Genomic DNA, 13,572 nt, shown 5'->3' on the forward strand with positions numbered 1-13,572 from the left:
CCGCGGCTGCTATAAACGGATTCCGGAAACAAACGGTTGCAGGAAATCATGAAGAATTGCCTGCCATTTGGAGCCAAAGACAAGAATCGGTTAGCTATATTTGTTATTCTATCCCAAAATAACCATATTGACTGAGCAAGGGACCGCTCTAAGGCCCAAGGTCGAGCAACAAGACGAATTCAGAAACATATGAACGCGCAAAAGAACAGCTATAACTGGGCGGCGGAACCTGCCCCGGCCCCGAGAAGCGGCACAGGTGCCCGGATGATGGATTTCGGCGCGTCCGAGAAGAACGCCGCGGTCTTCCATGCGGCGCAGCGCCATTCCGGCCGCGTTCGGCTGTTGAAGACCGTGTTACCCATCGCCGCCGTCGCCATTGCAGGCGTCTTCTCGTGGTTCACCTTCTTTGCCGCTCCCTCCGGGCCCATCAAAGTGGAGGCCGGAGCGACGAACATTCAGGACGGCAAGCTTGTCATGACCAACCCGACGCTCGACGGGTTCACCAAGGATAACCGTCCTTATACGATGACGGCCTCCAAGGCGATCCAGGACGTTTCCAAAACCGGCGTGATCAGCCTTGAGAATATAGATGCGGAGCTGCCCCTCGGCGCGGACCAGCGCGCCACCATCGAGGCGAAATCCGGCGTCTACGATAATGCAAACGCGCGTTTGCAACTCGATAAGGATTTTACGGTTACAACGACCGGCGGGCTGAAGGCGAAGCTGAAATCGGCTGATGTCAACATTTCAAGCGGACAGATCACCACCGATCAGCCCGTTGATATTGAGAACGGCAATGCGCATATCTCGGCTGACAAGATGCAGATACGCGATAATGGCAAGGTGATGGTGTTCGAAAACAAGGTAAAGCTTGTCATCGACCCGGCGAAAGAGCAAAAGAGTGTTGTTTCAGCTACGGGGAATGACGGCTGAGGGCAACGCGGCTTAAAGAGCGAACATCGGCGCTGCCGGTTTCTTTTTAGGGGATATGGGAATGCAGCGCAGATTGATGGCACTAGATCACTTCCGTTTGAAACTTCTCCCTGTTGGAGCGGTCATGGCGCTTTTCGCCACGGCGGCGTCGGTTTCGTTTCCGGCACTTGCCCAGCAGCAGCAACAGCAGCAGCAGGGCGCTCCCTTCGGCAGTCTCAATCTCTCGGACAGCAAGGATCCCGTTCAGATCAATGCAGACAAGCTGGAGATGCGCGACCAGGACGGCATGGCCATCTTCACCGGCAATGTCTCCGTCGTGCAGGGCGAGACGGTGCTCAAGTCCGGCAAAATGACGGTTTTTTTCAACAAATCCGACGACAAGCAAGGCAAATCGGGCGGCAAGAGCGCAGCATCCGCGCAAGCGGGTGGCCTGGGCGCCGCCGGCATCGATCACCTTGAAGTCAGCGGCAAGGTGTATCTCAAGTCGGGCACGCAGATTGCCACCGGCGATGCGGGCACCTATGACGCCAAGTCGCAGACCATGACACTGACGGGCAAGAAGGTGGTGCTTTCGGATGGCGACAATGTCGCGACCGGCTGCAAGCTGACTGCCAATACCGGCACCGGCAAGGCTTTCCTCGAAAGCTGCAAGGGCCAGGAGGGCCGGGTGTCGATCATCCTTTCGCCGAAAAACGCGCAGGAGCAGAGTCAAGCCGCCAGCGCGAAACGAAACTAGTTGTTTTCCGCATGATCCTACCTGGAAGTCAGCAACTTTTCGGGATCATGCCCCAAGCCCGAGCAGTCAGAGTCGATAGTGTCAGTTTTGCCAGTTTTCTCGCGCACCAGGGTTGAAGGCGACGAAGGGGTACCGCCCTCCGCCGCACCGGCAGCCGATATTTTTGAGGCGCCCCGCACCGGCCCCACGGGCGATATAGCGCGCCTCAAGGGAACGCTCGTCGCACGCGGCCTGACGAAGAGCTATCGCGGCAGGCAGGTCGTCAACGGCGTTTCCTTCGGCGTCAGGGCTGGTGAAGCGGTGGGCATTCTGGGGCCCAATGGCGCGGGCAAGACCACCTGTTTCTATATGGTGACGGGCCTGGTGCCCGCGGACAGCGGCAGCATCGAGATCGACGGCTTCGACGTTACCAACATGCCGATGTACCGCCGGTCGCGGCTCGGCATCGGCTATCTGCCGCAGGAGGCCTCGATCTTCCGCGGCCTTTCGGTGGAAAACAACATCAAGGCCGTGCTCGAAGTGGTGGAGAAAGACAAGCGGAAGCGCGCCCAGGAGTTGGACGCGCTGCTCGAAGAATTCCACATCGCTCATTTGCGCAAGGCGCCTGCCCTTTCGCTTTCGGGCGGCGAGCGCCGGCGGCTGGAGATCGCCCGCGCCCTTGCCTCGCGGCCAAACTTCATGCTGCTGGACGAGCCGTTCGCGGGCGTCGACCCGATCGCCGTGTCCGATATCCAGCAATTGGTGCGGCATCTGACGAGCCGCGGCATCGGTGTGCTCATCACTGACCACAATGTACGCGAGACGCTGGGCCTCATCGACCGGGCCTATATCATTCATGCCGGGCAGGTGCTTACCCATGGCCGGCCGGCGGAAATCGTCGACAATCCCGACGTGCGGCGCTTCTATCTCGGCGATCAGTTCACGCTTTAAATTTAGCGGGCCATATCCTGCACTATCCACGCTTATAGCGCGCCGATGAATTATAGCCCCGCGATGAACGCGGGGCTTTGCTTCGATAGCTGGAACGGGCGATCAGAACTTGTAGGCGACGCCGATCCGCACCTCATGCGACTTGAATTTGCTCTCGAATTCGCTGTCGGCAAAATCGAATTTCTCCTTGCCGAGATCCACATAGCGGTATTCGAGGCGCAGAAGGATATTATCCGTGGCTGCGTAATCGACACCACCGCCGACAGTCCAGCCGGTCCGGGTCTGCTTCTTTTCGAATGTCTCCAGTCCTGTGCGCGAGATATCGTGCTCGACCTTGCCGAAGGCAAAACCACCGGCAAAATAGGGCAGGAAACGATCCACCGCATAGCCGACGCGGCCTCGTACGGCACCTTCCCAGCGCATCCTGGCTTCATGCGTAAAGCTCGCATCGAGGGGCATGCTGATGGGGCGGAAAGTATCGTCCTTCTTGACGCCGGCATAGACAATGTCGGCTTCCGCGCCGAGGACGAAGCCATTCCCGGCGTCAAAATTATAGCCGCCGTAGACGCCGCCAAGCCAGCCGGATGGCTTCAGCTTGTGGGAATAGATATCGGTGCCTGCTTCAAATTCATCCCTGGAATTGGCCCATGCATAGCCGGCCTGCGCGCCGATATAAGCACCGGTCCAGGAGAATGACGGAGGCAGCGCTGCTTCCGGCGGCGCGGGCTCCTGCGGGATCATATCCGCCGCCCTCGCGGAGGTCGCGGCGCCAAGCGCTATCGCGGAGGCCAGGATCAAATGCATAACCTTCATAGTTTTTTCTCCAGTCTTCGTGAGGCCAAAACCAAGTCTATGTCGAATCTATATACATGCCTATCAAGCATTGTATGTAACTAGAAAGACACGCTCGCCTAAAATCAATATATTTTATCTGTATATTTTTGCTTTATTTCAAAAAGTATGAGGAATTAATCATTAATTAATTGTAAATGCGATAATTATATTTAACTAATATTATAATTATCCAAATAAAATGGCACAAATAAACCCCGCGACAACGCGGGGCTTAGGATTGACGAGCGCATGCCAATTAGAATTTATAGGCGATACCGACACGGACTTCGTGCATCTTGAAGTCTGTTTTAAAGGAAGATTCGTCCGATATCCTGTAATTTTTGTCTCCCAAATCAGTGTAGCGGTATTCGAGACGAAGAAAGATGTTGTCGGTGGCTGCGTAATCAACACCGGCGCCTGCAGTCCAGCCGACCTGTGTCTTCTTGAAATCAGCCGAGTAACGCTCCGGGGTGTCGATGCCTATTGCGGCCTCAATGCTATGCTTGACTTCGCCGAAGGCGACACCGCCCGCGATGTAAGGCAGGAAGCGATCGACCGCGTAGCCGACACGGCCACGAACCGAACCTAGCCATCCCAGCTTGGTCTGCACACTTCCGTAGCCATACTCATCATCGAACCACTCGTCCGTCTTTTTCACCCTTGCGTAGTTGAAGTCCGCATCGGCGCCGAGGAGGAAACCATCCCCGACTTCCCAGTTGTAGCCGGCAAAGACGCCGCCGATGAAGCCCTTGGACTTCAATGTTTCATTCTCGTCACCGAGATCGACGTCGTAGGAGCTGAATTTAGACTTGGCCCATCCATAGCCTACCTGGCCGCCGAAATAGGCACCGGTCCAACTGAACACCGGAGGCATGTATTCCGGCGTCGGCTCTTCGTAAACGGCGTCCGCCGCCCTGGCGGACGTCGCCGCACCAAGCACGATTGCGGAAGCTGCGATGAAATGCATAATCTTCATGGCGTTTCTCCAGTCTTCGATGACGCCGTTATAACCGGCGGGCCTGATTCTCGCTGTAGCGCCAAGGACACATTGGAAGTAATGCACAGAGTAATTTAAAGATTATATTTTAATAACCCAATGATTAAACAGATAATTTTTTGATATGCATTAATCACCTTAAGTATATGTAAATAAATAAAATTCCTACACAGAGAGTATGCTTTATGGCGGGCAAAGCGATGAATACAAGGGTCGATTGGGTCGATATAGCCAAGGGAATATGCATCATCTTCGTGGTGATGATGCATTCAACATTAGGTGTCGAAAAGGCTGCCGAATCAGAAGGCTGGATGCATTATGTCGTCGCATTCGCCAAACCTTTCCGGATGCCGGACTTCTTCCTGATTTCAGGACTATTCCTGAGTCTGGTCATCGACCGCCCGTGGCGGCGCTATATCGACCGCAAGGTCGTTCACTTTCTTTACTTTTATATACTTTGGCTCACGATTCAGTTCCTCTTCAAGGCACCCGGAATCGCCGCCGAGGGCGGCGCGCATGCTGTCATCTCGGCCTATCTGATGGCGTTCGTCGAACCGTTCGGCACGCTGTGGTTCATCTACATCCTCCCGGTATTCTTCATCATCACGCGATTGGTGAAGCGGCTGCCGGTCTGGCTCGTCTTCGGCGCGCTGGCGCTCTTGGAAAGCCTGCCGATCCATACGGGCTGGGTGATGATCGACGAATTCTGCGGGCGTTTCGTTTATTTTTATGCGGGCTATGCCTTCGCACCGGCGATCTTCCGCGCCGCCGAATGGATGCGCCAGCGTCCCCGCGTGGGGCTTGCCGGGCTCGCGGCCTGGGCGCTCGTCGAATATGGACTGGTGTTCACCCCCGCGCCCGCCGCGCTTGCACATCTGCTGACGCCCGAGGCGTTCATGGCCGGGGCGCAGGGCGGATGGAGCGAACTGCCTATCGTCTCGCTGCTGCTTGGTCTTGCCGGTGCGTTCGCCATCGTGGCGACATCGGCGCTTCTGTCATTACTGGCTGAGAGAAACCTGTTGCATCGGGCGCTGAGCTGGCTAGGGGCGCATTCGATCGTCGTGTATCTCGCCTTCTTCCTGCCGATGGCAGTGGCCCGGACGGTGCTGCTCAAGACTGGCATCATCACCGATATCGGCACGATCTCGCTTCTCACCACCATCTCGGGCGTCATCGGCCCGGTCATTCTCTACGCGCTGGTACAATGGAGCGGCTATGGCCACTTCCTGTTCCGCCGCCCGCAATGGGCGATGATCGACAAGGCACCGGCAGGGAAGGCGGCGGCCGTGGCGGCGGAATAGCAAATCTTGTACCCTTCATCCTCGTCCTTCGAGGCTCGCTTCGCGAGCACCTCGCCATGAGGATGAAGGAAGACTGCGCGCCACTAACCCTCATCCTGAGGCGCTCGCGAAGCGAACCTCGAAGGACGAGGGTTACTGGCGATACTTCTCAGCTATGCGCAAAAATATCCTCTTCGGGCCATCCCATCAGGTCGAGCCGGGCGCGGGTCGGCAGGAAGCGGAAGCAGGCTTCGGCTTCCTTTTCACGGCCGTCGCGCTTGAGGCGCGTCTCCAGCACGTTCTTGAGGCGGTGGAGATAGAGGACATCGGAGGCGGCATACTCCAGCTGGGCGGGCGATAGCACTTCCGCCGCCCAGTCGGAGGATTGCTGCTGCTTGGAGATGGTGACCTCCAGAAGCTCGTTGCAGAGATCCTTCAGCCCGTGCCGATCCGTATAGGTGCGGGTGAGGCGCGAGGCGATCTTGGTGCAAAACACCGGCTGCGGCATGACACCGAAGGTGTGTGCCAGCACAGCCAGGTCGAAGCGGCCATAATGGAAGATCTTGGTGATCGACCGGTCTTTCAGGAGGCGCACCAGATTGGGCGCCTTTTTCTGGCCGGGATCGATCTGGATCACATCGGCGGTGCCGTCTCCGGGCGATATCTGCACCACGCACAGCCGGTCGCGATGCGGGTTCAAACCCAGCGTCTCGGTGTCGATGGCGACGGCGTCGACCTGATAGTTGGAGAGATCGGGCAGATCGTTCTTGTGAAAACGGATGCTCATCGGTCCCCTCCCCCTTATTTCTGCGCCAAAGCGGCGAGGATGCGCGCCCAGGAGCGCTGGCCCTTGTGGAAGGAGTCCAGCTCATATTTCTCATTGGGCGAATGGATGCGGTCATCTTCCAGCCCGAAGCCGACGAGCAGCGATTCCATGCCGAGCATGCGCTGGAAGTCGCCGACGATCGGGATCGAGCCGCCCATGGCGATAAGCACCGCCGGCTTCGGCCATTCGTCGGAAAGCGCGTCCTTGGCCTTGGTAAGGATCGGTGAATCATAGGCAAGCTGGATCGCCGGCGAGCCGCCATGCGGGTGGAACTCCACCGAGCAGTCGGCGGGAATGCGGGCGCGCACGAATTCACGGAAGGCGGCGCGGATCTTCTCGGGGTCCTGCTTGTGGACGAGGCGGAACGAGACCTTTGCGGAGGCCTCAGCTGCGATCACCGTCTTGAAGCCCTCCCCGGTATAGCCGCCGGTGATGCCGTTGACTTCTGCCGTGGGGCGCGCCCAAGTCAGTTCCAGAACGCTGCGGCCCTTCTCGCCCGCAGGAATGGAAAGGCCGATGGGGCCGAGGAAGCTCTCCGCCGTGCGGCCAAGGCCCTCCCACATCTGCAGAATCTGCGTCGGCGTTTCCTCCACGCCGTCATAGAAACCGGGCAGCGTCACGCGGCCGTTCTCGTCATGCAGATCGGCGAGGATGCGCGTCAGGATATGGATCGGGTTTGCCGCCGCACCGCCGAAGAAGCCCGAATGGAGATCGCGGTCGGCGGCCTTGACGATGATTTCCTCGCCGACCAAGCCGCGTAAGCCGACGGAGATGGCCGGCGTCTCCGGATCCCACATGCCGGTGTCGCAGACCAGCGCGAAATCCGCTTTCAGTTCCTCAGCATGCGCTTCGAGGAACGGCTTCAGTGACGGCGAGCCGGATTCTTCCTCGCCCTCGAAAAGGATGGTGATGCGGCAGGGGAGATTGCCATGCACCGCCTTATAGGCGCGGCAGGCCTCCACGAAAGTCATCAGCTGGCCCTTGTCGTCGGACGAGCCGCGCCCGGTGATGATCTTGCGCCCCTCGCCTACATCCTTGATCGCAGGCGCGAACGGATCGTTTTCCCAGAGGTTCAGCGGATCGACCGGCTGCACATCGTAATGGCCGTAAAAGAGCGCGTGCGGCGCATCTGATGTAGCGCCTTCATGATGGGCGACGACCATGGGGTGGCCCGGCGTCTCGCGCACGCTCGCTGTAAAGCCGATGGATTCCAGATCCTTCACCAGCCACTCCGCCGCCTTGCGGCACTCGGCCTTATAGGCGGGATCGGTCGAAATCGACTTGATCTTCAAAAGCTCGAACAGCCGGTCGAGGCTTTTATCGAGATTGGCGTCTAGGTGGGAAAGGACGGGTTCGAGCGTGGACATGGAAACTAACCTGATTTCGATTCACGAAGAGCCGCACCCTATTCCATTTTGCAGGGGAATGCACAGGGTTAGCCGCGAACGTACTCGATACGCTTTCAAACAGGAATCAGCGGAATGGAGATCATCTAAAACAGAAGTTCGGCCAAAACAATCTATGCGAGTGGTACTTATACGCGCGACTCCGAATCGAACAGCCTTCTGCCCAGTCCTTTCCATTGCGGGCCTGCCATGAAGAATCTAAAACGCCTTGACCGGAGCCACGTCGTCAAATCTAATATAGCTGCTTTAATTTTTTATCCGCCAGCGGTTTAGCAAAAGGGTGTGCTGTGGCACGCATTGAAGGTTTTAGAGTCAGAAACTATCGAGCGCTTCGCGATGTAACCTTGGGGAGGCTCTGGAATCAGCGAGAGCAAGAACCATTAAGCCCATTGACCGCAGTTATAGGCAAGAACGGTGTTGGAAAGAGCACCTTATTTGATTCATTTGGCTTTTTGTCTGATTGTTTGAGATTGGGCGTAGAGGAAGCTTGTGACGCTCGCGGGAGAGGAGGCTTTGAACGTATTCGCTCTCAAGGCGTTGCCGAACCTATAGAATTTAATATATATTATAAGGAAGACAGCCAGTCGCGCCCGATCACATATGAGGTTGCGATAGATATCGACAGACACGGGCGACCGTTTGTGGCACGTGAGCGCCTAAGACAAAGAAGAAAAGGACAATCTTCAGGTTGGCCATTTTCTTTTCTGATACTGAACAACGGGCGTGGACTCGCTTGGAAAGGTGAAACCTTAGGTATTCAGGAATCAGAGCAGGAATACACCACTCTAGACGATCTTCTTGGTTTAATTGAGCGTGAGAAAAATGATGAAGAACGCGCTGAAACCGAAGTTGTCGAACTAGATGATACTCGCAGACTTGGAATCGCAACCCTCGGATCGCTAAAACAGCATCCGAGAATTTCGGCATTTCGTCGTTTTATTGAGGGATGGCATCTCAGTTACTTCACGCCGGACGCAGCCAGGGGTCTGCCTATGGCAGGGCCTCAACGGCACCTTAATGTTCATGGCGACAATCTGGGAAATGTAGTCCAATTTCTCGAAAGAGAGCATCCGAAACTGTTTCGTGAAATTCTAAACAGAATTTCTTTAAAAATCCCCGGGATACGAAAAATTGACACCCATAAGACCGAGGATGGACGCTTATTATTGAGATTTAATGATCAAGGATTTAAAGATCCATTTTTCGCACAGCAAATGTCGGACGGTACGCTGAAGATTTTTGCGTATCTCCTTTTGTTAGAAGATCCAGAGCCCCCGCCATTTCTATGTATTGAGGAGCCTGAAAACGGCCTATATCACAAGCTTCTTGATTCGCTGGCCTCTGAATTTCGCGAACACGCGTTGGGACGAAGAAATAGTTCTCAGCTGTTTGTGACTACCCATCAACCCTACTTTGTCAACGCGCTTATGCCTAATGAAGTTTGGGTAATGGAAAAAGGTAAGCACGGTTTTTCTTCGATCCGTCGGGCGAGTGATGATGAGGTTGTTCGGAATTTGGTTGCAGAAGGACTGCCACTTGGTGGTCTTTGGTATAGCGATTATTTGGATTCGTAATTATGACTCATTTAGAGGTGCTTGTTGAAGATTCCTCAGGTAAAGCTTCTCTTGAGTTTCTACTTCCCAAAATACTACCGAGCAATGTCAGCTTTCGTATTATATCGTATAAAGGGATCGGCACCCTCCCGAAGGGGCTGACCCCCAATTCCGATCCCAACAAACGCATCTTACTGGACCAATTACCAAGATTGATCTCGGGCTACGGCAAAGCGTTTGCAAACGATGCGCCAGGCTATCGCCGGTGGGTGGTCATCATTTGTGACCTAGACGATCGGGACAAACAGGCTTTCGAAAATGAGATTGCCCAGTTGGTTATAGCTGCCAGTCCGAAGCCCCCTACAATTATCTGCTTGGCAATTGAGGAAGGAGAGGCTTGGCTACTTGGGGATTCAGATGCCGTTCTTGAAGCTTATCCCCATGTTAGCAGGGCTGATCTAGCTCGCTATGTGCCAGACGAGATTTGCGGTACCTGGGAGTTTATGGCCGATCTCATTGAGAAAGGCGGAGCTAAGGGACTTAAAAAGCTCGGGTTCTACGAAGTGGGGCAAGCCAAGCATCGTTGGGCCACAAATATTGCGCCACTTATTGATATCCAGCGTAATAAATCACCCAGCTTCGCGCAACTTGTCAAAGCTCTACTCGAAAGCATAAGCGCGTAGGACTGGCTTTGGAACGGATCCCTAGTGCAGCAGCACTTTCTTGCTCCGTTAGCCAGTGGCGCCGTTCAGAAGCAAGGTAAGCGCCCCAAAAAAGATTTGACCGCTGCGATGAGGGGGTATCGCAGCGGCCAGATCATTATATTAGCGGCAGCCCGGAGAGGGGGGATGAGGCTGCCGCCAGATCCGGGTCCGGCGGGGGACGGGCCGGAAGGCCGGATATCGACATGGCGTCGATGACCCAAATCTGGGGGACGAAGATGGCGATTCAAGGGCACGAAACATTACATGTTCGTAACAAACCCGTGAGAATCGTGAGAGCGAAATGCGGGGCTCTTTTCAAACAATCTGTCCAAATCCAACTCTCCTGACAGGGATTTCATTCCCTTTCCTGGCCGTTTGTTTTAAATCAGCCCCATGAAAAACGGCGATCATCTCTTTCTCGTTGACGGCTCGGGCTACATCTTCCGCGCCTATCACGCTCTCCCTCCCCTCACCCGCAAGTCGGACGGGCTGCCTGTCGGCGCGGTTTCGGGCTTCTGCAACATGCTGTGGAAGCTTTTGAAGGACGCGCGCAACACGGATGTCGGTATCGTGCCGACCCATTTCGCCGTCATCTTCGACTATTCCTCGAAGACATTCCGCCACCAAATCTATTCCGATTACAAGGCCAATCGCACCGCGCCGCCGGAGGACCTCGTCCCGCAATTCGGCCTGATCCGCCAGGCGACGCGGGCGTTCAACCTGCCCTGCATCGAAAAGGAAGGCTATGAGGCTGATGACCTCATCGCCACCTATGCGCGGCTCGCCGTCGAAGCGGGCGGCGACGTGACCATCGTGTCGTCGGATAAGGATCTGATGCAGCTCGTCAATCACAAGGTGCAGATGTATGACGGGATGAAAGACAAGCAGATCTCGGTCCCCGAAGTGATCGAGAAATGGGGTGTCCCGCCGGAGAAGATGATCGACCTGCAATCCCTGACCGGCGATTCGACCGACAATGTGCCTGGTATTCCCGGCATCGGACCGAAGACGGCGGCGCAGCTTCTCGAAGAGTTCGGCGATCTCGAGACGCTCTTGGCCCGCGCACATGAAATCAAGCAGCAGAAGCGCCGCGAGAACATCGTCAACTATACCGAACAGGCGCGGCTGTCGCGTCAATTGGTGACGCTGAAAAATGACGTGCCTATCGAGGTCGATCTGGACGCGCTGGTGCTGGAGCCGCAGGACGGGCCGAAGCTGATCGGTTTCCTGAAAGCGATGGAGTTCACCTCGCTCACCCGCCGCGTGGCCGAGACGACCGGCACCGATGCCGCGCTGGTCGAGCCGGTGCCGGTGGAAACGCAATGGGGCGCGGAGGCCCATGGGCCCGACATGGAAGTGACCGTGACGGTGACTTCAGTGGAAGTGGAGGTGAAGGACGCCGCTTCCTCCCAGGCCGGATCCGGCTCGGAGGTGCTGACGCCCGCTGCGCTCGCCAAGTCCCGCGCCGACAGCGCGATTGGACAAAAGATCGACACCACGGGCTACACCTGCATCCGTGACCTCGCCACGCTGCAGCAATGGATCGACGAGGCGACCGAGAACGGCGTCGTCGCTTTCGACACCGAGACCAACTCGCTGCTGCCGATGGAAGCCGAACTCATCGGCCTGTCGCTGGCGCTCGCTCCGGGCCGCGCGGCCTATGTGCCGCTGGCGCATAAATCCGGCGCGGGCGACCTTCTGGGCGGCGGGATGCTGGAGGGGCAGGTTCCGCTCGACCAGGCGCTCGCAGCGCTGAAGCCTATGCTGGAGGACCGTTCGGTCCTGAAAATCGCCCAGAACATGAAGTTCGACTGGCTGATCATGCATCGCTACGGCATCGATGTCGCACCTTTCGACGATACGATGCTCATCTCCTATGCGCTCGACGCGGGCCCCGGGGGACATGGCATGGACAGTCTGTCGGAGCGCTGGCTCGGCCACAAGACGATCCACTACAAGGACGTGGCGGGCAGCGGCAGAACCGCCGTCACCTTCGACATGGTCGATCTCGAACGCGCCACCGCCTATGCGGGCGAGGATGCGGATGTGACCTTCCGGCTCTGGCAGGCTCTGAAGCCGCGGCTGGCGGCGGAAGGCATGGCCTCGGTCTATGAGCGGCTGGAGCGCCCGCTGGTCGAGGTGCTGGCGCGCATGGAGGCGCGCGGCATCTCCATCGACCGGCAGATCCTGTCGCGCCTTTCCGGCGATCTGGCGCAGTCGGCGGCGGCGCTGGAGGATGAAATCTACAAGCTCGCCGGTGAGCGCTTCAACATCGGCTCGCCGAAGCAGCTTGGCGATATATTGTTCGGCAGGATGGGTTTTCCGGGCGGATCCAAGACAAAGACGGGGCAATGGTCCACCTCGGCGCAGGTGCTGGAGGACCTTGCCGCAGCAGGCCATGAATTGCCGCGCAAGATCGTCGACTGGCGTCAGCTCACCAAGCTGAAATCCACCTATACCGACGCGCTGCCGGGCTACATCCACCGCGAGACGGGCCGCGTCCACACCTGCTATGCGATGGCCGCCACTTCGACGGGCCGGCTTTCCTCGTCCGATCCGAATTTGCAGAACATCCCGATCCGCACCACGGAAGGGCGCAAGATCCGGACGGCCTTCATCGCCGCGCCCGGACACAAGCTCATCTCCGCCGACTACAGCCAGATCGAATTGCGCGTGCTCGCCCATGTGGCGGACATTCCGCAATTGAAGCAGGCTTTCGCAGAAGGGATGGACATTCACGCCATGACGGCGTCGGAAATGTTCGGCGTACCGGTCGAGGGTATGCCGAGCGAGGTGCGGCGCCGCGCCAAGGCGATCAATTTCGGCATCATCTACGGCATTTCCGCCTTCGGCTTGGCCAACCAGCTCTCAATACCCCGTGAGGAAGCGGGACAATATATCCGCACCTATTTCGAGCGCTTCCCCGGCATTCGCGACTATATGGAGTCAACCAAGGCCTTCGCCCGCGAGCATGGCTATGTGGAGACGATCTTCGGGCGGCGGGCGCATTACCCGGAAATCCGCTCCTCCAACCCGCAAATGCGCGCCTTCAACGAGCGCGCGGCCATCAACGCGCCGATCCAGGGTTCGGCGGCTGATATCATCCGCCACGCAATGATCCGCATGGACGACGCGCTGGAGCGGGCGGGGCTCTCGGCGCGGATGCTTTTGCAGGTGCATGACGAACTGGTGTTCGAAGCGCCGGACGAAGAGGTGGCGGAAACCATCACCGTCGTCCGCCGCATCATGGAAAACGCCGCCATGCCGGCGGTCTCGCTCTCAGTGCCCTTGCAGGTGGATGCACGGGCGGCGCAGAATTGGGATGAGGCGCATTAGGTAAAATAGAAAATGCCGGCGCTCTACGTCGCCCCCT

At 57.2% G+C, this 13,572-nt stretch carries 11 protein-coding genes; 7 read left to right on the forward strand and 4 right to left on the reverse strand.

The window, feature by feature from the left end; translation table 11 throughout:
• Window positions 1–189 precede the first annotated feature (189 nt).
• The 3 genes from lptC (at window position 190) to lptB (ending at window position 2,599) form a co-directional block, all read left to right on the forward strand.
• Window positions 190–933, forward strand: coding sequence for an LPS export ABC transporter periplasmic protein LptC (lptC, locus tag ACOWVG_RS04330; protein ID WP_420960280.1), 744 nt, complete (start codon window positions 190–192; stop codon window positions 931–933).
• Window positions 934–1,009: 76 nt separating this feature from the next.
• Complete coding sequence (locus ACOWVG_RS04335) at window positions 1,010–1,669, forward strand: LptA/OstA family protein (protein ID WP_420960773.1); 660 nt, start codon at window positions 1,010–1,012, stop codon at window positions 1,667–1,669.
• A gap of 159 nt (window positions 1,670–1,828) precedes the next feature.
• Complete coding sequence (lptB, locus tag ACOWVG_RS04340; protein WP_420960775.1) at window positions 1,829–2,599, forward strand: LPS export ABC transporter ATP-binding protein; 771 nt, start codon at window positions 1,829–1,831, stop codon at window positions 2,597–2,599.
• Window positions 2,600–2,701: 102 nt separating this feature from the next.
• On the opposite strand, the gene ACOWVG_RS04345 is transcribed toward lptB, so the two are convergent.
• Both ACOWVG_RS04345 and ACOWVG_RS04350 read right to left on the reverse strand, forming a co-directional pair.
• Entirely contained in the window at window positions 2,702–3,412 is a 711-nt protein-coding gene (locus ACOWVG_RS04345) for an outer membrane beta-barrel protein (RefSeq protein ID WP_420960281.1), read from the reverse strand.
• A gap of 277 nt (window positions 3,413–3,689) precedes the next feature.
• Window positions 3,690–4,409 (reverse strand): outer membrane protein, encoded by a 720-nt coding sequence (locus tag ACOWVG_RS04350; RefSeq protein WP_420960282.1) that lies wholly within the window; start codon window positions 4,407–4,409, stop codon window positions 3,690–3,692.
• Window positions 4,410–4,630: 221 nt separating this feature from the next.
• Here ACOWVG_RS04350 and ACOWVG_RS04355 point away from each other — a divergent pair, with 221 nt between their 5' ends.
• Window positions 4,631–5,731 carry an acyltransferase family protein gene (locus tag ACOWVG_RS04355; RefSeq protein ID WP_420960283.1) on the forward strand — a complete coding sequence of 367 codons (1,101 nt, stop codon included), beginning with the start codon at window positions 4,631–4,633 and terminating at the stop codon, window positions 5,729–5,731.
• 148 nt (window positions 5,732–5,879) lie between these two features.
• On the opposite strand, the gene ACOWVG_RS04360 is transcribed toward ACOWVG_RS04355, so the two are convergent.
• Window positions 5,880–6,497, reverse strand: coding sequence for a ribonuclease D (locus ACOWVG_RS04360; RefSeq protein WP_420960284.1), 618 nt, complete (start codon window positions 6,495–6,497; stop codon window positions 5,880–5,882).
• Window positions 6,498–6,511: 14 nt separating this feature from the next.
• Window positions 6,512–7,903, reverse strand: a complete 1,392-nt coding sequence (locus tag ACOWVG_RS04365) for a dipeptidase (RefSeq protein ID WP_420960285.1) — start codon at window positions 7,901–7,903, stop codon at window positions 6,512–6,514.
• A 326-nt stretch (window positions 7,904–8,229) separates the two neighbouring features.
• Between ACOWVG_RS04365 and ACOWVG_RS04370 the strand changes: the two genes are divergently transcribed.
• From ACOWVG_RS04370 to polA, 3 genes are all read left to right on the forward strand, one after another.
• Window positions 8,230–9,516, forward strand: coding sequence for an AAA family ATPase (locus tag ACOWVG_RS04370; RefSeq protein WP_420960286.1), 1,287 nt, complete (start codon window positions 8,230–8,232; stop codon window positions 9,514–9,516).
• A gap of 2 nt (window positions 9,517–9,518) precedes the next feature.
• Entirely contained in the window at window positions 9,519–10,178 is a 660-nt protein-coding gene (locus ACOWVG_RS04375) for a DUF4276 family protein (RefSeq protein WP_420960287.1), read from the forward strand.
• Window positions 10,179–10,592: 414 nt separating this feature from the next.
• The gene (gene polA / locus ACOWVG_RS04380; protein ID WP_420960288.1) at window positions 10,593–13,535 is read left to right on the forward strand and encodes a DNA polymerase I; all 2,943 of its coding nucleotides are present in this window, start codon (window positions 10,593–10,595) and stop codon (window positions 13,533–13,535) included.
• Window positions 13,536–13,572 lie beyond the last annotated feature (37 nt).

It is taken from the genome of Brucella sp. IR073 (assembly GCF_049065735.1).
Taxonomy (GTDB): Bacteria; Pseudomonadota; Alphaproteobacteria; order Rhizobiales; family Rhizobiaceae; genus Paramesorhizobium.

Excerpts from the sequence above, each read along its gene's own strand:
- lptC (WP_420960280.1), top strand. The coding sequence starts at position 190 with ATGAACGCGCAAAAGAACAGCTATAACTGGGCGGCGGAACCTGCCCCG.
- ACOWVG_RS04335 (WP_420960773.1), top strand. The coding sequence starts at position 1,010 with ATGGCACTAGATCACTTCCGTTTGAAACTTCTCCCTGTTGGAGCGGTC.
- ACOWVG_RS04345 (WP_420960281.1), bottom strand. The coding sequence starts at position 3,412 with ATGAAGGTTATGCATTTGATCCTGGCCTCCGCGATAGCGCTTGGCGCC.
- ACOWVG_RS04350 (WP_420960282.1), bottom strand. The coding sequence starts at position 4,409 with ATGAAGATTATGCATTTCATCGCAGCTTCCGCAATCGTGCTTGGTGCG.
- ACOWVG_RS04355 (WP_420960283.1), top strand. The coding sequence starts at position 4,631 with ATGAATACAAGGGTCGATTGGGTCGATATAGCCAAGGGAATATGCATC.
- ACOWVG_RS04360 (WP_420960284.1), bottom strand. The coding sequence starts at position 6,497 with ATGAGCATCCGTTTTCACAAGAACGATCTGCCCGATCTCTCCAACTAT.
- ACOWVG_RS04365 (WP_420960285.1), bottom strand. The coding sequence starts at position 7,903 with ATGTCCACGCTCGAACCCGTCCTTTCCCACCTAGACGCCAATCTCGAT.
- ACOWVG_RS04375 (WP_420960287.1), top strand. The coding sequence starts at position 9,519 with ATGACTCATTTAGAGGTGCTTGTTGAAGATTCCTCAGGTAAAGCTTCT.
- polA (WP_420960288.1), top strand. The coding sequence starts at position 10,593 with ATGAAAAACGGCGATCATCTCTTTCTCGTTGACGGCTCGGGCTACATC.